The sequence below is a fragment of the Nitrospira sp. BLG_1 genome (assembly GCF_047338595.1).
Lineage (GTDB): Bacteria > Nitrospirota > Nitrospiria > Nitrospirales > Nitrospiraceae > Nitrospira_D.
On record NZ_JBLFBO010000003.1, the window covers coordinates 168,239 to 191,978 of the forward strand.

The following is a 23,740-nucleotide window of genomic DNA, read 5'->3' on the forward strand; positions in this document are numbered from 1 at the left end:
GCTTGTCTAACCGCTATGCGTTTTGAAGGTATCCAGGGAGGACTTCAGTCCTGATAAATTCTGTTCCATCTGTTTTGCGAGGCTGGCCAAGGCAGGATCCTCTTTCGCCAAAGCCAGTTCCCTGATCCGGGTGGCATCGAGTGCCAGGAGGACTTGCACATGTTTGAGTGCTGTGATCTTCGAGTGCAGCTGAACGGTCATCTGATTGACGAGGTCGACTTCCGGGGTCAAATAGTCTCCTTGGCGCAACGTGGTGCGAACGCACAGGTTGCCGTTGCCGACCTGAGGGAATACCTGTTTGAGCCGAGCGAGGGGGCCGGCCACCCGATGCATCAGTCGTATCGAGTGGATGCAATGGATCAAGACCACGAGGCCGGCGCCGAGCGCCCATGGCCAGAATCGGGCGTGGAGGTTGAGGAGGTCGTTGGCGACGACAGCTCGCTCTTGCCAGGACAGGGCTGGATTATCGAGGGCCTGCATGAGCGGTTTGAACACGGGAATGGCCAACAATACAAAGATGATTGCCGAATAGATGATGACCTGACTCAGCATGCGGATTTGCAGCGGGTGCGCCATGTTGAACCCACGCCTCGTGCGGGAACGATCAGACTGAGGTGCTGCCTCAATCGGATTTGGAGGGACGATGGTCAGCGTGGGAGCCTGGCGTGGAGAATCTTGTGCCGATTGTGGTTCCGCCGGTGAGTCCGGACTTTGTTCCGATGTACTGGCTACGCGAAGTGGTTGTCCCATGATCAGGCAGCCTTCATGACGGTCGGTGAGTCCAGCTGAGAGGTCTCATTGAATTCGAAACGTTGTTGTTCGGACTGGCCCTCTCTCTTCCACTCAACGGTTGTCAGACAGCTCTTGAGTCTGCGGATCTCTTCGTCAAGTGTCTGCAGCGCAGTCGTCAGCTGGCCAGGCGTTTGTGGCTTCATATGGATCGTCACCGAATCATAGGCTTCGCTGACGAGTGCCGAATGGAGGTTGATGGTCTTGATCCGATTCTCAAGGTTATCCAACATTGTGTTGAATGCCTGTGCTTCCCGATGGAGGTAGTCGTGCTTCCGTAACCGTGCCCGTTGATGCAGATCGCCGGTTCCGATCGATCGAAAGAGAGTGGAAAATCGGTAGAGCGGTCCGGCAATGCGGTGCATGAAATATAGGGAGTGGAGGAGTAACACGAGGAAGGTGATGATCAGCCAGGGCCAGATGCGCGAATGGAGCTCAAGGAACTGGGCTGCCACCTGTGCATGCTGTTCCCAAGACAGGGATGGATCGTAGAGCGGCTCGACCATCGGTAGGAAGATCACGGCATACAGCATGATCAACAGACAGGCCACGTAGATCAGCGTGGTCCCAATAAACCAGTATTGGACGGGATGTACGAACAACTGTCTCCGTTGGAAAACACCGATCACGATTCCACCGCTTTTCTCGTCCAGACGAGATGTGCTTGGTTCTTGAAGGTGATGGTGTGATCCTTGGTGTGATAGTAGAACGAGAGGGTCTGCTCATCGCTTCGAGAGTCGCCGTAGACGACCGTGTACAACGTGCGAGGTCCTTCTGTACTCACGTCGATGCGCCGCATGGCTTGCGCATCCAGATGTTCGAAGCCGACGCTGAACGAGACACCTGTCTTGGTAAATACCAGCATGCCATTTTCGTATCCGTTTGCCGCAGTGATCCAGGCGCCGACCAATTCATTTGGGCAAGAAACCGGCGTGTCGCGTACCACGACGCTGTAAATGAGGCCGATCAGCAACAGTCCACCAATCACCAGCAGGACGGTGGTGGATCCATTGGACGACTTCTGACTAGGCGAAGCTGTGGCAGTCCCCATTCGTGTCATAGGTGCCCCGTATTGATTGGGAGGAAACCCCGAAAACCTTGTCATGGCATCGTATCTTGTTCGGCTGATTGGTCAATAACTTGATCATTTCCAGCAGCTTAGAGAAGGCGATTTGGCTTGGTGGGAGGAGTGATGGGCGAGAGAAAATGGAACCGATACCCGGGGCTCTCAAGCAGAAGTCGTTCAGAGAACTAACAGTATGTTGACAACCCCTACGCCCTTCCTCAAACGGGCCGACCCTCACGGAGACTGCCCCGTATCTAGATGCCTCGCAGGCTGTTCAGAAAGGCTGTCCAGCAAGGCCGCAGCGAGCGAAGGGGCAAATCGTACTCCGGCCCGTACGTTGAGTCTCTGAGCGACGTGAGAACGCCGCTGGCGGCCTTTCTCAACAGCCTGCTAAGCGGCGAGGAGGAAGAGTCGGGGGCACAATGAATCAGATCATAGATTCTGCAGCCAGGTCACGACTTCCCGCGTCACTCGGTTCGGCTCGTCTTCATGTACGAAATGGCCTGCATTGGCCATTCGGACTACGGTCAGGTTGCTCGCGAAATGGTTCAATTCATCAAGATTGTGGGGATCAAGAGCATGATCCCGTAGTCCCCACAGAACCAAGGTGGGAACGTCGATGGTGGGATAGCCCAACCTGCGCTGACGCAGCGCCCCTCCGCCACGAAGTGCGGCGCGATAGTAGTTCAGCATGGCGGTGAGGGCGCCCGGTGCGCAGGCCTCTTGCCGATAGAGTTTCACGATTTCATCTGGCATGTGCTCCCGATGAATCGCCATACGCTCAAAGATTCTCCCGATGATGTAGCCCTGACTCGCGGACAAGGCTGCTTCAGGCAGCAGAGGAACCTGAAATATCCCCATGTACCAGGAGCGACGCAATTGTCGCCAGTGCCGGAGTTCTCGTTCAAAGCAGGCCGGGTGGGGGGCGTTCAGGATCACAAGAGCTTTGAGGCGTTCCGGATACCGCAGGGCATAGTACCAGGCGATGATACCACCCCAGTCATGTCCGACGAGGATGACCTGTGACGCTCCGGCGGCAGTCAGCAACCCGCTGATGTCTTCCAGCAATGACTCGATTGCATAGGCCTCAAGACCAACGGGACGTGTCGTTCCACCATAGCCACGGAGATCAGGGGCCCAAACTTGATAGCCGGCTTCTGCCAGTGGGTGAAGCTGATGTCTCCATGAAAGCGCACATTCTGGGAATCCATGCAGGCAGAGTACCAGTCGGTCTCCCGTTCCAGCCATGGCGACTCGAAAGGCCAGCTGATTGGCCCAGACCTGTCGATAGGAATAGGCCGTTGTATTGGGAGGATTCGGGTTGTTTCTACTCATGTGCAAGAATTGTGAAAGTGCTGGTCGGATTGCGACGGCTTGGCTATGCTTACCGGAATGGAACGGCCAAATTGGGTGTTTCGGCAAGATCAGGGGAAATGGCTGGCGCATCCCGAGGGGAATCCGCAGCGGGAAGTTCATGCGGCCTCCTTCGATGAGCTGCAGGTGAAGGTGCAGCAGCAGAGCCAAGAATTCGCAAAAAGTCCTCGCGAACTTCCCCGTGTTGAGCGACCCGTGGTCGAACAACCTCGCCTCGATACACCACGGTATGTCATCTCGCTGGATCAAGACAAGTGGCGAGGTTATCTGCAGGGATACCCGGATCAGTCGGCACAAGGGGATTCCTTCGATGAAGTGGAGTTTAAACTCGGTCTCCTCTGGCGTGATCTCCTCGGTAAAAAGTCTCCCACCCTCCGGAAAGCGGCCTGAGCGGTAGGCTGTTCAAGCTCCACCCGATCAACAGTTGTGGCAATAGTTGTCGTTCGTCGTGTGTGAAGCGTGAAGCATCTTTATCTGGAACGAGATACGCTTCACGTACGACGCGTCACGAAAGTCAAAATTCAAACTGCTTCACGGCGAACCGTCTTGAAGAATATTGGCTAGGCCCCACCTCGGTTTGAATCATCCACAGTCCAGCATCCGGAGAAGGTGGCGCCGGGGGCCAATCGCGTGAGTCCCCATTCCGGATGGTTGAAGGCATCGCTTGCACAGGTCATCGGTTCGATGGCAAGGGCAGCGCGCGGAGCATCCGCGATGGCATCTCCGGTATAGATGACCACTGCCGAAAAGGCTGAGTCCATCGTGATGGTGATGGTTCGGTTGCTTGGGATATGACGAAGAGCGGCCGTGGCAATCCCTTGGGTATTACGCTCCAAGTTCACATAGCAATGGTTGAAACGTTGTCGTGCAATCGGGCGAAACCGCCGATAGTCCCATGGCGTATCCGATACAGGATAGATGGTCCCAGTCGGTACGAGTCGTTCATTGAATTCCAAGAATCCGGTACCGGGGATCTGCGCCTCTGCCTCGTCGATGATGTTGGTGCCGACGGTGAAGTAGGGGTGAAACCCGATGCCAACTGGGGCGGTACGGTCACCTACATTTTCGACCTTGAAGGTACATGACAGCCCGGTGGCATTCAGCTCATAGGTCACCCTGATGTTCAAAGAAAAGGGATACCCGCTAGGCCTGTAGGTCTCGGCATCGAGCGTCACCGACATGACTACTCGATTTGAGCCATGGTCCTGGATGTCCCAGGGCATACTCCGAACGAAGCCATGAATAGCGTTCGGCCCCTCCTTGTCGTTACATTCCAGTTGGAACGTCTGTCCCTCGAATGAATACCGTCCGTTCCCGATCCGGCCGGGAAAGGGAATCAGGACATCACCTTGCCCGCCACGTTTCCCGCTGCCACCAGAATAGCCCCAGACAATATCGATCTCCTGTCCGCTTGTATCAAGGAAGAGGTATCGGCGCAACGAGGCGCCCCAAGGGGAGATGACGGCTCGCTGATTCTGAAATGAGAGCGTAAGTTCAGTGTCTGCTGTCATGGATGCCATCGTCGCGGTCCTCCGTGCCGGTACGGTTTTGCACGGCGGGCTATCGCACGACGCCGTATCGACAGATCTGAGGCTCCGAGGCCAGCAGACCGGTCAGCTGTTGCAGCGTGGTCAATAGATGAGGCGTCACGAAATGCGCCTGTTCGGCCGCAGCGCTGGCCCACCGCTCGACGAACACGAACTCAGTCGCATCGGCATGGTTCTGTAAGAGCTCATAGCTGAGACAGCCGGGTTCTCGGCGAGTCGCATCAACGAGGGTCGTCAGGATTGCGCGCACCTGAGCGATCTGATCGGGCTTGGCCTTGGCGAGGGCAATCACACGGAGAGAATTGTCGACAGTCATGGGCTGCTCCACTGTTGGAATCCGACTGGGTGGACGACTACTTGACAAAAGGGTTGCCGGATGTTTTCCAGTCGTCAAGGTTCATGATGACCGCAGAAGTCTGCGTGAATCCCAGTTCTCCAAGAGTTTGAGCGGCAAGGGTCGCACGTCTCCCGCTTTGACATTGGAGCACGATCGGGCGCTCGAGGTTGGCCTTCTCCGAGGATCCGACATGGTCCCAGATTTGAGAATTGATGACGCCGCGTGGGATGTTGATTGCGCCTGGGACGTGCCCGGCTGCATATTCTTGCGGTTCACGCACATCGATGATCAAGGCTTCCTCAGGATGCTCGACAATTTTGCGATAGTCCTCCATGCCGATGGTTCGGACAGGTTTCTGGGGTGCTTCAATTTTCTGCTTGCCTGCAGGCGGGAGGCCTTGAGCGAGAACGGGAGAAGGTATGGATAGGAATGCGCTGATGAGGACAGCAACGGAGAAGATGGTCAATGGATTCATAATCTTCATGCCAGAACCTCCATACAGATGATTGTGTTGTACCTGGGCTTGTCGGGAAGAACGCGGAAAATGTGTGTGCCCAGAGTCGTGTTGTTCCTCAAGGGCTACATTTCGGAGCGATGTAGAGCGGGTTCTGATTGCTGCATCGAGCAGGGCATTTCTATGATCGCGACTCGAGAGCCGGCTTGGAGCTTCCTGTGGAGCGCTACGGTTAGGCGTCATGTCGGAAAAGTTTATGCCTGGGTGGCTTTCGAAGTGGCATCACCTGAGGAAAGTAGAACGCAAAGAAGACCTTGAATTTTCCTCGTGGAAGAACTGTGTCGGGTGAATAATCATTCTTCAAGCCCATCACAGCCGGTACGGAGCCATTTCCCTTTGATATCGATATGAGCCTTTCCTGATCCTCCCTCGCTTCGTTCTCCGACTGCCACGAAGCTGTCCGTTGTTTTTGTTTCAACCGTGAAATGGGTGGTCGAGCTGGGAGGGCCAGGGCACAGCTGGTCGAGCACAAGTTTGGTCGAGGATTTGGAGAGGACCTTGACCTTGCACTGCACTGCCGTATCCTCATCTTCGTCTTGCATCTCCTTGATGATTCGATCCTGACTCAGATCATCTTTGGTAATGCAGGATTGGGTGGTCATGGTGTGGGGTTTGCCTTCTCGTGACTTGATCATCTGCTCCATCTGAGCTCGTTGGGCCGGCGTCATCTTTGCCGACAGTTCGGGTGATAATTTCATCCCAGAGGTAATAGTGGTCACGGTCATTTCCCATGCCCCTGGTTTGACATTGAAAGATTCGGCCTGTGCCTCCGAGGCCGGTGAAAAAAGAAAAGGATTGAAGGTGAGCATGACCCCAATGAGCGTGATCATGTGAGCAAGCTTCCAACGAGTTCTGTGCATGGGCACCCTCCGGAAAAGCTAGGATGTGGTGAGATGACTGGTGTCTGGACCCATCGCCATTCTATCAATGTCAGTTGGCCCAGTCTATGACCAGAAACTTGAAAGAGATGAACCAGGACAGATTCTATAGCCTCCCAGTGAGAAGCTGGAAGACGGTTTCGGCGATCTCAGTATACCGATAGTCGCTGGTTTTGTGGGTGCAGCCCTACAAGGGAATATGAGAAAAAACAAAGGATGACGACCGTGTACGGCGAACTCCTTACCGGTGATCAGGAGGCTGCGAATGAGCGGACCTCCCGAGAACCGAGTTCGGATGAGAGGGAGGCACCTCCCAACGAGGCCTAACGTTTCCCATAGCTGTGTCGTCTTTTCGATCTATCTTGTGCCCTGTGATGAGGGTAGGTGTTCCCTATTTAATTTTCTTCATCTCCCGGCGGAGTCAGATCAGTTACCGCGTGACCTTCTTCCAGTGATAGGTCCCACCATGTTCGCGTGGTGGAATATTCCTCTGTGTGCCGACTCTGGTATACCACCAGATTCCCTTGGCTTGCGTGCCGTCTTCTGAAAGGAGGACTTCAAATCCTCCCTCTCGATCATTGCCCGGCTGGTGCCAGGTGCCTTGCCACAAGCGATTCGTGATCGTAGTGGTCGTGAAGCGACCGCCATGCTGAGTGTATGGCCCGTTTCCGTTCTTGTCGAACGTCGCTTTATAGCGCTTGTCATCCTCAACTTCGATGATGTCCCATTCTCCAATCAGGTCGATAGCAGATGGGGTTTGGGTATTCTCGCTGGTATGTATTGAGGAACCACTTGATGGTGAGGTGAGCGGGCCGTTCAGCTGAGCAGATCGAAAGGATTCATGCCACGATAATAATTGCCATCGGCCGGCCCGTCGTTCCAGCACGCCGGTTTCCCTCATTGGAAGGACGGTTTGTTTGAGTCCTGACCCGTCGGCCACATAACGAATGTAGTCGAGTTCCATGGCATACCAGGCTAGATCCCCCTTCGTCCATACTTTGAGTTCTTTGATCGGAATCTCAAGTTTCTGAGCATTGAGGAATTCCTCCTTCATGCCCTGCTCAAGCTCAGGCCACCCGATGTATTTCCGACCGGCCACTCCGTAGCTGATGATATCGGCGTCGTGGGCCATCATGTGAGAGAGCGTCGGTAAATCCTTCTCGGCATTGGCACGCACGAGCCGTCGGATAGCAGACTCCGGATCAGTTGGTTCGGAGGCCGGCGCGGTCGTGACGGTGATTATGCATAGCGCCAGACTTATCCAGACCGTACATCGGGAAGCATTCATTGATGACTCCTGTTTCGTGACGGATTATCGATAGCACGGTGGTTGGCTCATAGTCAGTTGTGAGAGGCCAGATGCTCAACTCAGGACCACGGTCGGTATCCCATGAGAAGGGGCGTCGGTGTCAAGTCCTAAGATCATGCAGTGAGGTAGCCGGTGCGCAACGAGGAGTAGATTTGTCGGGAGATCGTCGAAGGGGAGGGCAACCCTGGACTTATTTTGGCCAAGCGGAAGTGACCAATTGCGGACGGACACTCACATCAGCGTTCCCATCGATAGCTGACGAGCAACGGCATGCCGGTCAGGACGGCGAGCACTCCGACCGGCAACATCCCCGCCACAGCATGTTGAAGGGCCATGTACTCATCGATCGTGAGGCCATGAAGCGGAAGGACGACCGCTGACTCCGTGAGAATCATCAAGACGAAGGCCACAAACCCGATGCCGAGCCGTATGCGCGGGAGGGGGGGCAGATGGAAGCGGTCGATCGTCCATTTCGCGCCGATGATCATGGCCAACAGGGTGTTGGGCACTTCGAGTAATCGAGCGATCAGTTCGCTGATGTGGAGGGCGATCACTTCAAGCCGCACGACCTCAAGCACGAATCCGACCCCGAGCGCGACGAGAAAATAGACGCCGCCGGCCCGTACCACCAGAGAGGCGCGGGTCTTGTGCCGGACGTCGGGGATTTTCGCAGGGAGGTTTGCTACGGGAGGGGCAGGGGCGTTGATCTGGTCGGTCGAGGGTTGTTCTTCGTGGTCACGTCTATGGCGTGGTGTGCTCATATGTGCGAGGTCAGTGTAGCGAAAAATCCTGGAGACGGCCAATGTTCTTCAAAGTTGTGCATGAGAGTGGAAGGTTATTTGTTTGTGCTGTTGCTCATCATGCCGGTTGAATAACAAATGCATGTATTGAATCGAACGGCCTTGTACGTTCTTTGCGTAGCGACGGTCGTTCTATCGCGGTCTGGGAATGCGAGTGGAGCGAACGGGGTAGTAGATGACTTTCTTACGTACTCGCGGTAAGCTCAGGCCTCGGAAGGACATCTGCGATCGTGAGAATATTCATCAAGGGGGAGAGGATGCGGAAAGGAATAAGCAGGGCAGTCTGTGCGTGCGCGTTACTCGTCGGACTCGGGATGGCTGGAACATCGGCAGTTGTCGCCGCCGATGAATCAATCATGGATGTGAACAGCCCTGATGCGATGAAATCTCTGCTGGAACAGCAAGTCGGAAAGCGCGTGAAGGTCAAGCTGTGTTCAGGCCAGGACGTCGAAGGCAAGGTCGCCAAGGTCGGTTCGCATGCGGTGCAGCTGACGGAGTTGGTCGGGATGGAGTTGTTCGATGCGACGGTTAAGCTGAATGATGTGGCGGCGGTGATTGTGCGGGCGCGCTCGAAATAGTTAGACCCGACCGGGTAGCGAGTTGGTGATTCGTTTTTGGTAAGCAACGTATGGCGGACATTCTGCGAGAGCGAGGAGAGGTGGCATGAAACACGGCAAAGGTCAGAAACGGGGAGAGGACGGCGATCAAGCCGATGAAGCTCGGAACGGGAGCGACCCGTTTCAACGATTGCTTGGGCTCATGTTCAAGGCACATCCGTGGCATGGCGTGTCGATCGGTCAGGAAGCGCCGGACGTCGTCATGGCCTATATCGAAATCGTTCCAACCGATACGGTTAAGTACGAGGTCGACAAGCGGAGCGGGTTCCTCAAAGTCGATCGGCCACAACGATTTTCGAATTGCTGTCCGGTTTATTACGGCCTCATTCCGCAGACCTACTCGGGAGAACAGGTGGCCGGGATCTTTGCAAAACGAGCTCGTCGGAAGGGCATGGTTGGGGACGGTGACCCGCTGGATATCTGTGTCTTGTCCGAAAAAAACATTCCGCATAGCGATATCTTACTCACGGCACTCCCGATCGGCGGGTTGAGTATGGCCGATGGTGGGGAAGCCGACGACAAGATCATCGCCGTGATGCGGGACGACGCGGTGTACGGCAATTTTACGGACATCTCACAATGCCCGACCTCACTTCTTGAGCGTCTCCAACATTATTTTTTGACCTATAAGAGTGCGCCGGGAACGAATCAGCATAAAGTGGAAATTACCAGTGTCTATGGACGGGAGGAAGCGCTCAAAGTCATTCGTGCGAGCCATGCCGACTACCGGGCCCAATATCCGGAACTCAGCTCCTTGTGGCCGAAGCAGCTGTAGGACGTGCCCTACGCCGCTGTGACTATATTCGTTATTCGTGAAGCGTGAAGCGTGAAGCGTCTGAGTCCGGAACGAAATACGATTCACGTGCGACGTTCACGCTGCCGGTTCTGTCGATTCGCTTTTGCCCACCGCATGATGGTGGTAGGCTATCTATCAGCCTATGCCACGCTCTTCCCTTCACCCGCCGATTGCTGAGACCGCGCAAAGGTCCCTCTTCGATCAACCCATCTCTGACGCGGCTGTGGCGGCCTTGTGGCAAGGTCAAGTCACCGATGCGATCATCTTGGTTCGCAAAGAACAACATGTTGATTTGAAAGAGGCCAAAGCTTCCGTCGATGCCTATCTACGAAGTCAGCCCGCGTTGCAACGTCGAATCGAGCAGGATCAGTCCGATGCTCGAACGGGATTGTTTCGTTGGGCGGTGTTTTTTCTGATAGGAGGCGCCGGCCTGCTGTATTTCCTCACGTAGCGGAGGATCAGTATGGAGACAGTCTACATGCTTCTGGCGCTCACTGGAGCAGCGGCCTCGTTTATCACCTTTTGCCTGATGCGATTCCCTCATATCCGGCGGGCGCGGTTTCAACCGTCCGGTCCGTTTTCCTTTCTGGTGTCATTCTCCACGGCCTTCGTCATTTTCTTCATCTCCGTGTTAGCCGTCTACGCCCAAGCTGTCCGACACTGAACGGATGGATGGGACAGTCGGGACGTCCGATCGCCCTGGATCCGACTGTAACCTGACGATCCAAATACCGGTTGATTCCCTGCAGTTCAGAAGGAGCTATGGAATTTGGACTTTCGACCCGGTATGCTTCGTCGCGTCACATAGCGATGCCGTATGAGTTGATCCTTGATCAAATTCGGAATCATCCGAGAAGCACGTATTGTTGGAGCGGTTGCCGTGGAGTTTGTATCGACGGGGCTTGATGAGGGGCATGGGAACGGCTCGATCACCGAGATTTTGGCGGAAGATCACCGGAGACTTGAGCGATTACTGGACTCGGCGGTTGTTGGAGAGGGGCACGTGGAGCGGGAATCCTACAATCGCTTTCGAGCCGGGCTCTTGCGCCACATCGGGATGGAGGAAAAGATTCTTCTTCCTGCGGCTCAGCGGCGGCGTGGGGGAGAGCCGCTTCCCATCGCGACCAAACTCCGGCTTGATCATGGAGCGATTGCGGCTTTGCTCATGCCGACTCCCACGTCAGGTGTCCTGGCGACACTGCGCATGATCCTTGAACAACATAACCTTCTCGAAGAAGGCTCAGACGGCCTCTACCGGACTTGTGACAGGCTTTTGAGGGACGAGGCTGATCAGCTGATGGCTCAACTTCATGTGGCTCCGGACGTGACGGTCCTGCCATGTTCCGATGCTCCGGCTGTCCTGGGCGCTGTCCGTCGGGCGGTGCAGCGAGCCGGTTTCAAGATTTCCAGCGATTTCCCCGGATGATCAGTCTCCTCTTCCGAGAGCAATGTGATACACTGCCGAGTCAATCATGATGTCTGACACGACTCTCTTGAACGAACTTGCGGCTGCGACCAGGCAACGGCGGACCTTTGCCATTATCAGCCATCCGGATGCCGGAAAAACGACGTTGACCGAAAAACTTCTGCTCTATTCCGGTCTAATCCGTACGGCCGGCATGGTGCGCGGACGCAAGGGTGGAAAGACGACGGCCTCGGATTGGATGGGCATGGAGCAGGAACGAGGAATTTCGATCACCGCGTCCGCGATGCAGTTTCCGTATAAGGGCGCGGTCATCAACTTGCTCGATACGCCGGGTCACCAGGATTTTTCTGAAGATACCTATCGCACCTTGACCGCTGCGGATAGCGCCATTATGGTGATCGACGCGGCGAAAGGTGTGGAAACACAAACCCGAAAACTTTTTGCTGTGTGCCGCATGCGGAGGATTCCGGTCCTGACGTTGATCAATAAAATGGATCTGCCTGGGCGTCCTCCCCTGGATCTCATGACGGAGGTGGAGCAGGCGTTGAATATTCACGCGAGCGCCGTCAACTGGCCGATCGGGTCTGGCAGCGACTTTGTGGGCATTGTGACCAGAGTGGATAGTCAGGTGCAGTTGTTCAGTAAGACCATGCATGGCGGAGCGACCAAGGTGGAGACCGATATGCTGCCGTTCTCGGAGCTTGGCTCACACGGCCGAGTGACGGAAGAGATGTTGGCGCAAGTGCAGCATGATCTGGAGCTCTTGGAGATTGCCGGGAATCCGTTCACGCGCGAACAGTTTCTCAGCGGTGACGTGACTCCGGTGTTTTTCGCCTCCGCGCTCACGAACTTCGGTATTGAGAGTTTTCTGGACGCTTTTGTGGAGTTGGCCCCCAGCCCCGGTGCGCGGTCGGCTGACGGGGAGGATGGAGCTGAACTCACGGTCGACCCGATTGATATGCCGTTCAGCGCCTATGTGTTTAAGCTCCAGGCGAATATGAATCCAAAACATCGTGACAGTACCGCATTTCTTCGCGTCTGCTCAGGACGTTTCGAGCGAGATATGGTCGTGAAACATCATCGGCTGGGTCGCGACATTCGTTTGGCACGACCGCACAGCCTCGTGGCACAGGAGCGGAGTACGGTCGAGGAGGCGTATCCGGGCGACATCATCGGGATTATCAACCCCGGCGTCTTTGCCATCGGCGATACGGTCTCGGTGACCGGCGGCTTCAACTTCAAGCCGTTGCCGCAGTTCCAGCCTGAAATCTTCGCGCGTCTTCGACCGACGGATGTCGGGAAGCGAAAAGCCTTCGACAAGGGTGTCTCCCAGATGGCTCAGGAAGGAACCGTCCAGATCATGCGCAGTTTTCATGATCAGGAGATCTTGATTGCCGCCGTCGGTCGACTGCAGTTCGATGTGTTACAGTACCGGCTGCGCAATGAGTATCGCGTGGAAACGATCCTCGATGCGTTGCCCTTCAGCTGTAGCGCTTGGCTGGAGGGGGAGCCGTCCACCTTTAAATCACCGTCGGCTTCGATGATGGTGAAAGACCAACGGGATCGTGTTGTCGTCCTCTTTGGCGATCAGCTGATGAAGACCATCGCGCGGGATCGAAACCCCGATCATGTGCTGCGGGACATGGGCTAGCAGCTGCAGGCGTGCAGTAATCGACTAGTAACTGTCTTTTCTTTATTTTTCGATCGCACAAGGTCAGCCTCCGCCGAATGTCACGGAGTACAGTGGCGGGCCGTCGATCACTGTGTGAAGTCACAGAGTTGCCCGGCCCGCCATATGAATCTGTCGGCACGGGCTATTGAAAGACATAGACAGCGCCGCTGTCGGTGGCGCTATTGTCCGTCTGAATGCCGTTGATGCCGGTGGCATGGCTGTCTTCTAAGTAGGCTCCACTCACAATCGTGCCGTTGTTTGCGGCAATCGCACTGCCAAATGAGTCTCCCGCCTCTCTATTGGAAGCTTTGACGTAGTCGCGTTGAGTCCACGTCGTGCCGCTGCGTGTGAAGACATAGAGGGCGCCGCTGTCGGACGCACTGTTGTTTGTGCCGTCACCATTGATGCCGGTAGCGGCACTATCTTCTCCAGATGCACCGACGGCGAGAGTGTCTCCATGGACCGCTACGCTGATGCCAAATTGATCGCCATTTTCCGTATTGGCTCCCTGCAGCAGGGCCTCTTGGGTCCAGAGCCCTCCGCTACGGGTAAAGATATAGGCAGTGCTGGCGTTATCAGTGCCAACTGCCAGGGTATTGTTGTCGAGAGAGAGGCTTCCACCAAAGCTTGAATTCGCTGCTGAGTTAGAAGCCTTCACATAGGCCTGTTGGGACCAGGTATTACCGCTGCGGGTAAAAACATAGACCGCTCCGCTGCCGCTGGCACTATTGTCCCCCTGGTTCCCACCGATACCAGTGGCGGCACTATCTTCTCCAACGGCCCCGACCGCGAGGGTGTCATGACTCAGCGCGACACTGTTCCCAAATTGATCCCCGCCCTGGGAATTCGAGGACTTGATATAGGCCTGTTGTGACCAGGTCGTCCCACTTCTGGTAAAGACATAGACGGCTCCGCTCGATGGGGCACCGGTGCCGACTTCGGATCCATTGATCCCGGTCGAGGCGCTGTCTTCACCCTCCGCGCCGATGGCGATGGTGTCTCCGTCAATCGCGACAGTATTGCCGAAATTGTTGAACCCAGCAGTGGAGGGTTTCAGATAGGCTTGTTGGGTCCAGGTGGTGCCGTTTCGGACGAAAACATAGGCGGCACCGGCCTGAGCAACGCTGTTGTCCGACTGGTTTCCAGTGACCCCAGTGGCATTGCTGTCTTCTCCCTGTGCTCCCACGACGATGGTGTTGCCGCTGATCGCCACACTGGTGCCGAAGGTATCTAGATCGTCAGGATTGGAGGCCTTCAAATAGGCCTGTTGTGTCCAGATGCCTCCGCTGCGCACAAAGACATAGACCGCACCGATGTCATTCCCGCTATTATTGGATTGATTGCCGTTGATACCGGACGATCCACTGTCCTCCTCCTGCGCACCGACGACCAGGGTATCTCCGTCTATCGCGACGGCGGACCCAAATTTGTCGTTGGGATCTGTATTTGACGCTTTGAGATAGGCCTGCTGGGCGAGGGAGGATTCTGGAAGCGGGCTGCTGTTCCCGCAGCCAGCCATGCCGAGAGATGCATTGATGATACATGCCAACGCTGCGCTCTGCCAAAGGCGGTGGGGGTGTGGCTGCAAGTGAGGTCCGAACGTCATGTCTGCCTCCGGTCATGTGGACGTTGTGGGATGCAGTGGATTACAACACTGGCGTCGTCCCCGAAAGATACCAATGACCTGTGTGCGTTCAAAGCAATAGGTGGAAATTCGCAGGCACGCAGGAGGAGAGGGAATGAGCAGGAAGGCTTGCGTCTCTCGTGAGAGACTGCCGTATTCAGGTCAGCGGGGAGCCGAGGATTTCATCAGGCTGTCGGCCTGCGGCGGTAGGAAGCCGAGGTAGCCTCGGTGCCGTTCCGCCAACTCCAAGACCGTGAAGGGTTGACCGTCGACCATCTCAGGGGAAGAAAAGATCTGCCGGAGATGGCCGCCAGGCTCTCCGACGATGTTGCCGGCAAAGACCACACCGTTTTGTTTCAACCGGGCGACCGCCTGTTCGATGTCCTCGACTCGTACGGCGACATGGTGAAAGACTTTGTCGCCGTACTTGTTCACCCAGCCGGGAATAATGCTGGTCTTGCCTCGCTCGTCCGGGTAGGCCTGATCGACGAAGAGGCCGGGATAGCCAGGTTTACGATAGACCTTTGCGTACCAGTCGTCATACTGCAACGTCTCATCGTACCCATAGCCTAGCGCCACAAACGGTTCTGCGCCCCGGTCGATGTCGTGCGTCCTGATGGTGACATGATCGATGACCGGCCAGAAGCCCACGCCGGTTTCGTCCAACATCGCCTTCAGGACGCCGGCAGCTTGGTTGCGCGCGACATACTCGGCGACCATGCGTTCCATGAGCGTGTCCAAGGCTGTGGCCTGATCGTTCATAGCGGCTCCTTTCCGAAGAAGAGTCAGGAGTCATTGGTCAAAGGTCATGCGAATGAAGCCATCGTTCTTTTTGCGCGTGACGAATGACCATTGACTGCCGACCGTTTTCATCCTCCAAACTTAATGCCTTGGGCTAGAGGCAAATCCGTTCCCCAATTAACCGTGTTGGTTTGGCGGCGCATATAGGCCTTCCAGGAGTCCGAGCCTGCCTCGCGGCCGCCGCCGGTTTCTTTTTCTCCGCCGAACGCGCCACCGATTTCCGCACCGGATGTGCCGATATTGACATTGGCGATCCCGCAGTCGCTGCCCGAGGCCGAAAGAAAGCGCTCGCTCCGACGCACATCGTTCGAGAAGAGGGCGGAGGATAACCCCTGCCGGACGTCGTTCTGCATCGCGATCGCCTCGTCGATCGTCGTGAACGTCATCACATAGAGAATGGGGGCGAAGGTTTCACGTTGCACGACGGGCCAATGGTTTTGTGCTCGCACGATCGTCGGTTCGACGAAGTATCCAGGGCGGGTCAGCACGCGCCCTCCGTGGAGGATCTCTCCACCTTCTTTCTTGATCTCATCGAGAGCGGCACGATAGCCCTCCACCGCCACCTGGTCGATAAGCGGTCCCATGAGCACCTCTTTTTCCAACGGATTACCGATCTGGACTTGTGCATAGGCCTTCACAAGTCTGCCGACGAGCTCCTCGCACCGCGATTCATGGACAATCAGACGTCTGGTCGTCGTGCAGCGTTGGCCCGCAGTCCCGACGGCCCCGAACACAATTGCGCGCACAGCCATATCCAGGTCGGCGGTCTCATCGACAATGACGGCGTTGTTGCCGCTTAGTTCGAGCAAGGTTCGGCCGAGTCGTTGTCCGACCAATGACGCGACTCTTCGACCGACCGGCACCGAACCGGTAAAGGAGATGAGCGGGAGGCGCTCGTCCTGGACCATCTGTTCGACCAGCGCCGGTTGCTCGGCGATGAAGAGCGAAAAAATACCGGCATAGCCCTGTTGCTGCATCACACGATTGCAAATCTGTTGGACGGCCACCGCGCAGAGCGGGGCCTTCGGCGACGGTTTCCAGATGACGGTATCGCCGGCGATCGCGGCCAGGAAAGCATTCCAGGCCCAGACCGCCACGGGAAAATTGAACGCCGTGATGACGCCAACCGGACCGAGCGGATGCCACTGTTCGCTCATGCGGTGCGCCGGCCGTTCGGACTGCATCGTGGCTCCGTAGAGCATGCGTGATTGGCCGACGACGAAATCGGCCATGTCGATCATCTCTTGCACCTCTCCGTCACCCTCAGCTTTGATCTTTCCGACTTCCAGAGACACCAACGTGCCCAACTGATCCTTCTTCTCTCTGAGGGCCTGGCCGATCAGTCGGACGACCTCGCCTCGTTTCGGCGCCGGGACCATACGCCAGACCTGAAACGCCTCAAGCGATTCTTTCGTGATGCGCTGATAGTCTTCTAACGAACAGGGATAGACCCCGGCGATCTGCTCTCCCGTTGTTGGGTTGATCGAGGGGAGCAACGTTCCATCATTGCGACCCGACCACCACCCAGTGCCGGTACTGCCACCGGAGTTGACGGCTTGAATGCCAAGGTCTCTCAATGCGGAGTGACTCGTGCTCATCGAAAGCAACCTCCCAATTCGTTGTCCAAGAAGTTTCGCAATAAGATGGATTCCTGAGTGATGAATCCATGGTACTGCTCAGGATGACTCAAGACAAGGTCCATGACGCAGCAGACACTGGATGCGGTTGTCATTTGGATGGCCGACCAGAGCCTGCCTTTGATGCATTGCGGGTACACTTTTTTGACGTAATTCTCTTCGAAGAAACCATCTTTGTTTGTGCCCGTGACCGAGGCATAGATCAAGACGACATCTTGTAAGGTCTGCGGCACGGCCCGTTCGAGGACGCGTTTCAAGGTGTCCCGGTCTTCATTGAGCTTGAGGTCCTTCATTAAAAGATGGATTTTTTCACAGTGGCCCGGGTAGCGGAGGGTCTTGTAATTCATCGTGCGGACTTTGCCGGCATAACTATCGGCCAACGTGCCGAGTCCGCCCGACGTATTGAACGCCTCATAGAGCAGGCCGTCCAGCTCGATCGTTTCGTAGCCTTCGAGCGGCTGAAGCGGGACTTTCTCGCCTTCCTCAATCCCATAGCAGACGTTGCCGTATTCGTTGATCAGTCCATCGGTCGACCATGTCAGCGAATACTTCAGGGCATTGCTGGGATGGACCGGCAGCGCACCGACACGCATCTTGACCGTGTCCAACGTATCAAAATGTGTCATGAGCTCGTGCGCCACGATACTGATGAACCCCGGTGCCAGACCGCATTGCGGCATAAAGGCATGGGTGGCTCCTGCGCTGAGCACTTTGATCTGGTTGGTGACCTCGACGTCTTCCGTGAGATCGAAATAATGCAACTGATGGGTCAAGGCCAGGCCGGCGACCGTGGGGTTACAAAAATAGGGGAGACTCGAGAGAATAGCATCAAATCGATGGGCGGAGAGATACGTGCTGACTGCGTCCGGATGTCGAACATCCAGGAGGCACGGCGTCACTCGTTCCAACTTGAGCTGGTTGACGAGATGGGTCGGCGCCTCCAGGGTCATGTCGCCGAGATGAACGTCGTACCGACCGGACTGGTTCAGAAGGCAAGCGATGAGGGAGCCGATCTTTCCAGCCCCAAGCACGAGCACACGATTCATGATGGTGCATTATACTCCACTATCATGTTCCGGCCACGTGCTTTGCACATTAGCGCAACGTTCGGTCGTCAACTCGATTCACGAGAGTCGATGACATATTGTGGAGGGACGGTCGGTTCGGTTGTGACATGAGTATATCGGCAGGGGGGGATATCTGCTTGGAGCCTTCGTAAGAGAGTCGTCATCTTCATCGTACCGGGCACTTCGCAGATCCAGACGTGCATGCCGGATTCCAATTCATCGAAGTGACGTTGTACACGAAAGCTCGGCTGTTCCATGAAGTAAGCGGAGAGAAAACCGTTGATGGCCGTCACCACCCAGGAATGGTCTTTGATGTAGCGGTAGGTGAGCCGGAGTTCTGTCACTGTGATCTGTTCATCGGATTCCATGGCTGCACTCTATCAAGTCTGACCCCGAGACTACCACTGTAGAAACAGGACAGCTTATCACCTCACGGGACGAGGAGATGGCTGGCGTGCTTGCGGAAGGTTGATCACCTTGACGAGGGAGTATTGAAGGTGAAACCGGATGGAGCCCCCCTTGCTCTGTGTACCACTTGAGAGTAGGGTAATACTGTCACGTCGCAACCGCCTCATTCAGGAGGTGGTGATCATGGTCCTCCGTGGAGCACAGTCCTTACGGTTCGGACCTGCCGGGTGTGCATCCCTCACTAGACGGGCCCTTTCCTCGCACCAGACCAGATTCAGACAGGAACAGTTCGATGTCATCCATCCGCCGCAAGAAGGTCGGATGACGAGCGGGCATGGGAATGGACTCCACAGAAGAGATTTGTACTGGCAATCTCACAAAGGACTCGCATCGCATGGTGCGAGCAGGTGATGTATGTCATGGGGATATTGGGGAATCGTCATCGGGCTCACAGCCATGGTGATCATGGTGATTGCGTGTATCCGCTTACTGTCTTTGGATGACGACAAGGAGGGACAGAAATCGAGGTTAAATGCCGGCGGATCGGGTGATCGCACACCGGAACCATCAGCCATCAGCAGGCGAGCCGCATGACGGTACGGTGTTGACTCGATCCTTGTGGGTATGAGCGTGGGGGAATGTTCGGGTAAGACGATGGGATTGGGGACGATGGGTGTGTTCATACACCAATCGCTAACGAGGGGAGGGAGCAATGGGGCCGATGAAGACAATCACCAAAGGAAACGCTCTTTACGAGGTAATGGGGGGCAAGTTGATCAAAGACGGGTTCACCAACCAGCAGGACCTGGAAGACTACGTGAATCATCATTATCTTGTCCTGCCGGTCGTTGATAAACAAGGGCGGCCATGGCTGCTCGATGGAAAGCCGATCTATTGCCTTCGCGGAACTCAATACGAAACAGTGAGTGATGAGCGAGTTCATCTTGCCCGCTGTCCAGATTGTGGTGGCATGGGGATTCGAACCGATGAATTCGTTGTCGAATCGGATTGTATCCACTGCACAGTCTGTGGACATGAATTTGATGCCAGGCTGGAGATGATGGAGACGTAGATCGGCGTGCCTCCAGCACACGGGAAGAAGCGACAGGTTAATAATACAGTCCGAGTCGCCTGAAGGGGATGGCTGCCCCCTAGCCATGCACCCGATTAGTTTTTCTGGTGAGTACGTCTGGTCTGGCTGCGGAACCGTGCGGGCGGGACGCCGAACTCCCGTTTGAACGCACGATTAAAAGAAGGCTCCGACTCATATCCCACCTCGCCCGCTACTTCCGCCACGCTCTTGGATGTGGACGTCAGCACTTGAGCGGCGAGCTGCAATCGCCAGCGAGTCAGGTATCCCATCGGGGTATCTGAGAGATAATGCCGAAATCGCTCGGCCAAGACTGAACGTGAGAGACCGACTGCTTCGGCCAGTGAGGCAATCGTCCAGGGGTGGGACGGTTGCTTATGCAACAGCGCCAGCGCTTTCCCCACATCCGGATCCCTTACTCCGGCAAGCCAGCCGGTTTGCGAAGCCGGCAGCTTCTCGATGTACCGCCGTAGCGTATCGGCGAACAACGCCTCGGATAATTTAGCCACGACGGCGGTGGCGCCTGGGCCCGAGGCATCTGCCTGTTCAACCGAATAGCGAAGCGTCTCTTCAAGCCATTTTCCCGACGGGCTATCCCTCATGTTGATCTTGAGCAGGGGAGGTAACCCCGCCAGGAACATCCGGCAGAGCTGCGAATCGCAGGCCATGTAGCCGCAGATCAATCTGGTCAGTTCGCCTCCCCCGCCAAATTGGGAAACCATTTTCCCCTCCGCAAGAACGTGCTGCAGTTGCTCGGTGCTGTCGACCGGCGTGACGGGATGACCGTTACCCATAAGGTGGGCATCGCCGTGCGGGAACATGACGACGTCACCGGGTGAGAGGGTGACCGGTCGTCCATGCTCCTCGATGCGAGCGTAGCCGTGCCCCTCAGTAAGGAGATGAAAAATAATGACATGGCTGGAAGCGGAAGAAAGATATGACGCCATGGCGCACCCATCCGGCTGGCGCACGCACCATGGAGCAGAGAACTCACCGTGAAAGAACACCGCGCCGTCCAGCTTCACGGTCTTTAGCATTTCAGACAAGACATCCATAGGATCCCGTTCGGTAGCAGAGCGTGACGGCTAAAGAAGTCGGACGCTCGGCTAAGTGATCGCGTAGCTTAGCATTCTCCTGATAAGAGAACTAGACGGTCTGCTAAGACGCTGCAGCGCCTGTCCTGTACAGTACACACAGGGACAGCGTGGCACAGTGGGCCGCGCCATCGAATCAATACGGTGACGAAGGGAGGAGAAGATCATGACGAATGCCACGATGGGAGAAATGGAGGGCCTCAAGGCTCAGCTCAAGAAGATTTGGACAGCCGGGGACTATGATCGTTTTTCCCGATTTATGGAAAGTAGCGCCCGCGAGTTTTATGAGCGACTCACCATCGCGCCGGGTAGCCAATTGCTCGATGTGGGTTGTGGCTCCGGTCAACTCGCGCTGATGGCGGCGAAAGACGGCATCAAAGTCACCGGTGTGGATATCGCCGGGAACTTGGTGCAGCGGGCACAGGTTCGCGCCCAGGCGGAAGGGCTGATGGCTCAGTTCCAGGAGGCCGATGCCGAATTGCTTCCGTTCGGCGACGCGAGTTTCGATGTCGTCGTTAGTCTCATCGGCGCCATGTTCGCCCCACGACCTGAACTGGTTGCCCGTGAGCTGCTTCGGGTGTGCGTCCCAGGTGGCACCATCGCCATGGCCAATTGGACGCCGCAAGGGTTTGTCGGGCGGATGTTCAAGGCTGTGTCGAAGTTCATCGCACCGTCCGGGATGCCGGCTCCGGTGTTATGGGGCGATGAGCCGACGGTTCGTGAGCGACTTGGCCACGGGCTGTCACATCTCAATCTGGCGAGGCGGGAGTACCTCTTCAGTTATCCCTTCCCACCGTCGGAGGTCGTGGAATTCTTTCGGTTGTATTACGGACCGATGAATCGGGCCTTCGCACCACTTGACGATGAAGGACAGGCTCGGTTGCGGCAAGAGCTGGAAAGTCTCTGGGGCGCGCATAACCAGGCCGGACCAGACTGCACGGCGGTTTACGCGGAATATCTGGAAGTCATTGGGATCCGGGGAGAGTGGTAAGTATCCATAGAGAACAGAAGGCAGTTGAATATACGGTCATAGAAAGAACGTGACGACGATTATGCTTGATATGGGAACAGTCGTGATCTGGTTTTGCTTGATCAATGTGGGAATGATCCTGACGATACTGATACCTCGAATACGATAGCTCAAACACAGTACCATACATTCGATGACCAAGAAGGAGGACTGTTATGAAGTTTGATCATATTATTGGATTCACGGCGGCGGTTTTGCTGGGCTGTACGCTGTCCAGTACCGCCACAGAGCCATCAGAGACTGACGTACCTCACACGAACCATGCTGACACGGTTCCTCTTTATAACGATCTTGGCTCCCATCACAAACGTATCTCCACAAAAAGTTCTGCGGCCCAGCAGTACTTTGACCAGGGATTACGATTCGCTTACGGATTTAATCATACGGAAGCCATCCGTTCATTCACACACGCCGTAGGGCTCGATCCCAGCTGTGCGCTGTGCTACTGGGGGATCGCACTCGCTTATGGTCCTCACGTCAACGCTCCTATGGACAGGGCGAGCGGGGTTGCAGCGTATGAAGCCGTGCAGAAAGCGTTGTCGCTCAAGTCCCACGCCTCGGCCCATGAGCGTGCCTACATTGACGCACTCGCACAGCGTTATGAGGCAGACCCACCGACCGATCGAGCCAGGCTGGATACGTCGTACTCGCAGGCGATGGAAAAAGTCGCGAAAACCTATCCCAAGGATCTCGATGCTGCGACGCTGTATGCCGAATCACTAATGGACCTTCGCCCGTGGAATTACTGGAAACCGGATGGGAGGCCCTATCCTGGCACAACTGAAATCGTACATCAGCTTGAACGTGTGCTCGCACGCAATCCCAATCATCCCGGTGCCTGTCATTACTATATTCATGCCGTCGAAGCGGTGAATCCAAAGGCCGCGGTGCCGTGTGCCGAACGGCTCGCACGACTCATGCCCGGCGAAGGACATATGGTTCATATGCCTGCGCACATCTACATCCGTGTCGGACGCTGGAACGACGCCATACAGGCCAATCAACATGCGATCCATTCCGACGAGGTGTTTATCGAAGGGCAGCATCCGATGGGCGTCTATCCGCTCGCCTACTACCCGCACAATATCCACTTTCTTGCCTTCGCTTCCACTATGGCCGGGCGCAGTGCGCAGGCGATCGAAGCGGCTGATACGCTGACGTCCAAGGTGAACCTTGATGCCGCGCGCCAGGTTGGAATGCTTCAAGAAATGCTGCCGTATCATGTCCTCACGCTCACGACGTTCGGGAAATGGGATGAGGTCCTGGCTGCGCCGCTTCCACCTGAAGACATCCGCTTCTCCTACGCCATGGCACAGTACGCCCGGGGTGTGGCTCATGCTGCCAAAGCAGAATGGGCCGACGCGCGAGCCGCGCTCGACAACGTGACGGCGAGTGATGCTGCAACGCCGCAAGGGGCGGAAGGGAAGACAGCGCTCTCCATCGCCGTGCAGGCGCTGTCCGGTGAGATTGCCGTTCGCCGAGGTGAAGTTGATGCGGCTATCACTCATTTCCAGGAAGCGGTCAAGATTGAAGATGCAGGGCTCTATTTCGAGCCGCCCAAGTGGTACTACCCCGTTCGACATTCGCTCGGCGCCGCGCTGCTGAAAGCCGGCCGGTCTGCGGAGGCTGAGATGGTGTATCGCGAAGACCTCCGGCGGTTTCCGGAGAACGGATGGTCTCTGTTCGGCCTTGCACAGGCGCTCCGAGCGCAGGGCAAGAAGGATGACGCGACTGCAACCGACGCGCGTTTTCGCAAAGCCTGGCCTGACGCTGATGTGACTCTCACGGCATCACGGTTCTGAAGTTCTACGGGAAGAGACAAGGGAAGGTTGGGGGAGGTCTTGCGTCTGATCAGCATAAGGCT

The 23,740-nt window shown here is 56.1% G+C and carries 27 protein-coding genes; 11 read left to right on the top strand and 16 right to left on the bottom strand.

Annotated elements, in window-relative coordinates; translation table 11 throughout:
• Nucleotides 1-6 precede the first annotated feature (6 nt).
• The 4 genes from ACMTNU_RS04805 to ACMTNU_RS04820 all read right to left on the bottom strand — a co-directional run bounded on the left by ACMTNU_RS04805 (nucleotide 7) and on the right by ACMTNU_RS04820 (nucleotide 3,331).
• Entirely contained in the window at nucleotides 7-750 is a 744-nt protein-coding gene (locus ACMTNU_RS04805) for a hypothetical protein (RefSeq protein WP_413934087.1), read from the bottom strand.
• A 2-nt stretch (nucleotides 751-752) separates the two neighbouring features.
• Entirely contained in the window at nucleotides 753-1,418 is a 666-nt protein-coding gene (locus ACMTNU_RS04810; RefSeq protein ID WP_413934088.1) for a hypothetical protein, read from the bottom strand.
• The gene (locus ACMTNU_RS04815; protein ID WP_413934089.1) at nucleotides 1,415-1,849 is read right to left on the bottom strand and encodes a hypothetical protein; all 435 of its coding nucleotides are present in this window, start codon (nucleotides 1,847-1,849) and stop codon (nucleotides 1,415-1,417) included. The genes ACMTNU_RS04810 and ACMTNU_RS04815 overlap by 4 nt, the downstream gene beginning before the upstream one ends.
• Before the next feature lie 438 nt (nucleotides 1,850-2,287).
• Entirely contained in the window at nucleotides 2,288-3,331 is a 1,044-nt protein-coding gene (locus tag ACMTNU_RS04820; RefSeq protein ID WP_413934091.1) for an alpha/beta hydrolase, read from the bottom strand.
• A gap of 24 nt (nucleotides 3,332-3,355) precedes the next feature.
• On the opposite strand from ACMTNU_RS04820, the gene ACMTNU_RS04825 reads away from it, so the two are divergent.
• The gene (locus ACMTNU_RS04825; protein ID WP_413934093.1) at nucleotides 3,356-3,619 is read left to right on the top strand and encodes a hypothetical protein; all 264 of its coding nucleotides are present in this window, start codon (nucleotides 3,356-3,358) and stop codon (nucleotides 3,617-3,619) included.
• Between the two features lie 170 nt (nucleotides 3,620-3,789).
• Here the strand turns inward: ACMTNU_RS04825 and ACMTNU_RS04830 are convergent, their stop codons facing one another.
• The 6 genes from ACMTNU_RS04830 to ACMTNU_RS04855 form a co-directional block, all read right to left on the bottom strand.
• On the bottom strand, nucleotides 3,790-4,749 hold the full coding sequence (locus tag ACMTNU_RS04830) for an aldose 1-epimerase (RefSeq protein WP_413934094.1): 960 nt from the start codon (nucleotides 4,747-4,749) through the stop codon (nucleotides 3,790-3,792).
• A gap of 40 nt (nucleotides 4,750-4,789) precedes the next feature.
• The gene (locus tag ACMTNU_RS04835) at nucleotides 4,790-5,092 is read right to left on the bottom strand and encodes a putative quinol monooxygenase (RefSeq protein WP_413934095.1); all 303 of its coding nucleotides are present in this window, start codon (nucleotides 5,090-5,092) and stop codon (nucleotides 4,790-4,792) included.
• A 37-nt stretch (nucleotides 5,093-5,129) separates the two neighbouring features.
• Entirely contained in the window at nucleotides 5,130-5,597 is a 468-nt protein-coding gene (locus ACMTNU_RS04840; RefSeq protein ID WP_413934096.1) for a rhodanese-like domain-containing protein, read from the bottom strand.
• Between the two features lie 323 nt (nucleotides 5,598-5,920).
• The gene (locus ACMTNU_RS04845; protein ID WP_413934097.1) at nucleotides 5,921-6,487 is read right to left on the bottom strand and encodes a DUF3617 domain-containing protein; all 567 of its coding nucleotides are present in this window, start codon (nucleotides 6,485-6,487) and stop codon (nucleotides 5,921-5,923) included.
• 448 nt (nucleotides 6,488-6,935) lie between these two features.
• Entirely contained in the window at nucleotides 6,936-7,793 is an 858-nt protein-coding gene (locus ACMTNU_RS04850; protein WP_413934098.1) for a nuclear transport factor 2 family protein, read from the bottom strand.
• Nucleotides 7,794-8,050: 257 nt separating this feature from the next.
• A complete protein-coding gene (locus tag ACMTNU_RS04855; RefSeq protein ID WP_413934100.1) occupies nucleotides 8,051-8,575 on the bottom strand; it encodes a hypothetical protein in 525 nt (174 codons plus the stop codon).
• A 296-nt stretch (nucleotides 8,576-8,871) separates the two neighbouring features.
• Here ACMTNU_RS04855 and ACMTNU_RS04860 point away from each other — a divergent pair, with 296 nt between their 5' ends.
• From ACMTNU_RS04860 to ACMTNU_RS04885, 6 genes are all read left to right on the top strand, one after another.
• Entirely contained in the window at nucleotides 8,872-9,192 is a 321-nt protein-coding gene (locus tag ACMTNU_RS04860) for a hypothetical protein (protein WP_413934101.1), read from the top strand.
• Nucleotides 9,193-9,373: 181 nt separating this feature from the next.
• On the top strand, nucleotides 9,374-10,006 hold the full coding sequence (locus ACMTNU_RS04865) for an inorganic pyrophosphatase (protein WP_413934198.1): 633 nt from the start codon (nucleotides 9,374-9,376) through the stop codon (nucleotides 10,004-10,006).
• Nucleotides 10,007-10,169: 163 nt separating this feature from the next.
• The gene (locus tag ACMTNU_RS04870; protein ID WP_413934103.1) at nucleotides 10,170-10,478 is read left to right on the top strand and encodes a hypothetical protein; all 309 of its coding nucleotides are present in this window, start codon (nucleotides 10,170-10,172) and stop codon (nucleotides 10,476-10,478) included.
• 12 nt (nucleotides 10,479-10,490) lie between these two features.
• Nucleotides 10,491-10,691 carry a hypothetical protein gene (locus tag ACMTNU_RS04875; RefSeq protein ID WP_413934104.1) on the top strand — a complete coding sequence of 67 codons (201 nt, stop codon included), beginning with the start codon at nucleotides 10,491-10,493 and terminating at the stop codon, nucleotides 10,689-10,691.
• Between the two features lie 165 nt (nucleotides 10,692-10,856).
• Entirely contained in the window at nucleotides 10,857-11,453 is a 597-nt protein-coding gene (locus ACMTNU_RS04880) for a hemerythrin domain-containing protein (protein WP_413934106.1), read from the top strand.
• A 46-nt stretch (nucleotides 11,454-11,499) separates the two neighbouring features.
• A complete protein-coding gene (locus ACMTNU_RS04885; RefSeq protein ID WP_413934107.1) occupies nucleotides 11,500-13,104 on the top strand; it encodes a peptide chain release factor 3 in 1,605 nt (534 codons plus the stop codon).
• Nucleotides 13,105-13,267: 163 nt separating this feature from the next.
• Here the strand turns inward: ACMTNU_RS04885 and ACMTNU_RS04890 are convergent, their stop codons facing one another.
• The 5 genes from ACMTNU_RS04890 to ACMTNU_RS04910 all read right to left on the bottom strand — a co-directional run bounded on the left by ACMTNU_RS04890 (nucleotide 13,268) and on the right by ACMTNU_RS04910 (nucleotide 18,622).
• Nucleotides 13,268-14,731, bottom strand: coding sequence for an integrin (locus tag ACMTNU_RS04890; RefSeq protein ID WP_413934108.1), 1,464 nt, complete (start codon nucleotides 14,729-14,731; stop codon nucleotides 13,268-13,270).
• A 180-nt stretch (nucleotides 14,732-14,911) separates the two neighbouring features.
• Nucleotides 14,912-15,511, bottom strand: coding sequence for a VOC family protein (locus ACMTNU_RS04895; RefSeq protein WP_413934109.1), 600 nt, complete (start codon nucleotides 15,509-15,511; stop codon nucleotides 14,912-14,914).
• Between the two features lie 107 nt (nucleotides 15,512-15,618).
• On the bottom strand, nucleotides 15,619-17,148 hold the full coding sequence (locus tag ACMTNU_RS04900) for an aldehyde dehydrogenase family protein (protein ID WP_413934110.1): 1,530 nt from the start codon (nucleotides 17,146-17,148) through the stop codon (nucleotides 15,619-15,621).
• Nucleotides 17,145-18,233, bottom strand: coding sequence for a saccharopine dehydrogenase C-terminal domain-containing protein (locus ACMTNU_RS04905; RefSeq protein ID WP_413934111.1), 1,089 nt, complete (start codon nucleotides 18,231-18,233; stop codon nucleotides 17,145-17,147). The genes ACMTNU_RS04900 and ACMTNU_RS04905 overlap by 4 nt, the downstream gene beginning before the upstream one ends.
• Before the next feature lie 68 nt (nucleotides 18,234-18,301).
• Nucleotides 18,302-18,622, bottom strand: a complete 321-nt coding sequence (locus ACMTNU_RS04910) for a hypothetical protein (RefSeq protein ID WP_413934113.1) — start codon at nucleotides 18,620-18,622, stop codon at nucleotides 18,302-18,304.
• Nucleotides 18,623-19,076: 454 nt separating this feature from the next.
• Here ACMTNU_RS04910 and ACMTNU_RS04915 point away from each other — a divergent pair, with 454 nt between their 5' ends.
• The gene (locus ACMTNU_RS04915) at nucleotides 19,077-19,256 is read left to right on the top strand and encodes a hypothetical protein (RefSeq protein ID WP_413934114.1); all 180 of its coding nucleotides are present in this window, start codon (nucleotides 19,077-19,079) and stop codon (nucleotides 19,254-19,256) included.
• 127 nt (nucleotides 19,257-19,383) lie between these two features.
• A complete protein-coding gene (locus ACMTNU_RS04920) occupies nucleotides 19,384-19,734 on the top strand; it encodes a hypothetical protein (RefSeq protein WP_413934115.1) in 351 nt (116 codons plus the stop codon).
• A gap of 95 nt (nucleotides 19,735-19,829) precedes the next feature.
• Here the strand turns inward: ACMTNU_RS04920 and ACMTNU_RS04925 are convergent, their stop codons facing one another.
• Nucleotides 19,830-20,807, bottom strand: coding sequence for a cupin domain-containing protein (locus tag ACMTNU_RS04925; protein ID WP_413934116.1), 978 nt, complete (start codon nucleotides 20,805-20,807; stop codon nucleotides 19,830-19,832).
• A gap of 205 nt (nucleotides 20,808-21,012) precedes the next feature.
• Between ACMTNU_RS04925 and ACMTNU_RS04930 the strand changes: the two genes are divergently transcribed.
• Nucleotides 21,013-21,837 (top strand): class I SAM-dependent methyltransferase, encoded by an 825-nt coding sequence (locus ACMTNU_RS04930; RefSeq protein ID WP_413934118.1) that lies wholly within the window; start codon nucleotides 21,013-21,015, stop codon nucleotides 21,835-21,837.
• Between the two features lie 194 nt (nucleotides 21,838-22,031).
• Nucleotides 22,032-23,678, top strand: coding sequence for a hypothetical protein (locus ACMTNU_RS04935; protein WP_413934119.1), 1,647 nt, complete (start codon nucleotides 22,032-22,034; stop codon nucleotides 23,676-23,678).
• The last annotated feature ends 62 nt before the right edge of the window (nucleotides 23,679-23,740 follow it).

Excerpts from the sequence above, each read along its gene's own strand:
- ACMTNU_RS04925 (WP_413934116.1), bottom strand. The coding sequence starts at position 20,807 with ATGGATGTCTTGTCTGAAATGCTAAAGACCGTGAAGCTGGACGGCGCG.
- ACMTNU_RS04850 (WP_413934098.1), bottom strand. The coding sequence starts at position 7,793 with ATGAATGCTTCCCGATGTACGGTCTGGATAAGTCTGGCGCTATGCATA.
- ACMTNU_RS04855 (WP_413934100.1), bottom strand. The coding sequence starts at position 8,575 with ATGAGCACACCACGCCATAGACGTGACCACGAAGAACAACCCTCGACC.
- ACMTNU_RS04805 (WP_413934087.1), bottom strand. The coding sequence starts at position 750 with ATGGGACAACCACTTCGCGTAGCCAGTACATCGGAACAAAGTCCGGAC.
- ACMTNU_RS04905 (WP_413934111.1), bottom strand. The coding sequence starts at position 18,233 with ATGAATCGTGTGCTCGTGCTTGGGGCTGGAAAGATCGGCTCCCTCATC.
- ACMTNU_RS04840 (WP_413934096.1), bottom strand. The coding sequence starts at position 5,597 with ATGAAGATTATGAATCCATTGACCATCTTCTCCGTTGCTGTCCTCATC.
- ACMTNU_RS04890 (WP_413934108.1), bottom strand. The coding sequence starts at position 14,731 with ATGACGTTCGGACCTCACTTGCAGCCACACCCCCACCGCCTTTGGCAG.
- ACMTNU_RS04830 (WP_413934094.1), bottom strand. The coding sequence starts at position 4,749 with ATGGCATCCATGACAGCAGACACTGAACTTACGCTCTCATTTCAGAAT.
- ACMTNU_RS04920 (WP_413934115.1), top strand. The coding sequence starts at position 19,384 with ATGAAGACAATCACCAAAGGAAACGCTCTTTACGAGGTAATGGGGGGC.
- ACMTNU_RS04845 (WP_413934097.1), bottom strand. The coding sequence starts at position 6,487 with ATGCACAGAACTCGTTGGAAGCTTGCTCACATGATCACGCTCATTGGG.
- ACMTNU_RS04895 (WP_413934109.1), bottom strand. The coding sequence starts at position 15,511 with ATGAACGATCAGGCCACAGCCTTGGACACGCTCATGGAACGCATGGTC.
- ACMTNU_RS04835 (WP_413934095.1), bottom strand. The coding sequence starts at position 5,092 with ATGACTGTCGACAATTCTCTCCGTGTGATTGCCCTCGCCAAGGCCAAG.
- ACMTNU_RS04860 (WP_413934101.1), top strand. The coding sequence starts at position 8,872 with ATGCGGAAAGGAATAAGCAGGGCAGTCTGTGCGTGCGCGTTACTCGTC.
- ACMTNU_RS04865 (WP_413934198.1), top strand. The coding sequence starts at position 9,374 with ATGTTCAAGGCACATCCGTGGCATGGCGTGTCGATCGGTCAGGAAGCG.
- ACMTNU_RS04910 (WP_413934113.1), bottom strand. The coding sequence starts at position 18,622 with ATGGAATCCGATGAACAGATCACAGTGACAGAACTCCGGCTCACCTAC.
- ACMTNU_RS04935 (WP_413934119.1), top strand. The coding sequence starts at position 22,032 with ATGAAGTTTGATCATATTATTGGATTCACGGCGGCGGTTTTGCTGGGC.
- ACMTNU_RS04915 (WP_413934114.1), top strand. The coding sequence starts at position 19,077 with ATGTCATGGGGATATTGGGGAATCGTCATCGGGCTCACAGCCATGGTG.
- ACMTNU_RS04815 (WP_413934089.1), bottom strand. The coding sequence starts at position 1,849 with ATGACACGAATGGGGACTGCCACAGCTTCGCCTAGTCAGAAGTCGTCC.
- ACMTNU_RS04930 (WP_413934118.1), top strand. The coding sequence starts at position 21,013 with ATGACGAATGCCACGATGGGAGAAATGGAGGGCCTCAAGGCTCAGCTC.
- ACMTNU_RS04900 (WP_413934110.1), bottom strand. The coding sequence starts at position 17,148 with ATGAGCACGAGTCACTCCGCATTGAGAGACCTTGGCATTCAAGCCGTC.
- ACMTNU_RS04885 (WP_413934107.1), top strand. The coding sequence starts at position 11,500 with ATGATGTCTGACACGACTCTCTTGAACGAACTTGCGGCTGCGACCAGG.
- ACMTNU_RS04820 (WP_413934091.1), bottom strand. The coding sequence starts at position 3,331 with ATGAACTTCCCGCTGCGGATTCCCCTCGGGATGCGCCAGCCATTTCCC.
- ACMTNU_RS04870 (WP_413934103.1), top strand. The coding sequence starts at position 10,170 with ATGCCACGCTCTTCCCTTCACCCGCCGATTGCTGAGACCGCGCAAAGG.
- ACMTNU_RS04875 (WP_413934104.1), top strand. The coding sequence starts at position 10,491 with ATGGAGACAGTCTACATGCTTCTGGCGCTCACTGGAGCAGCGGCCTCG.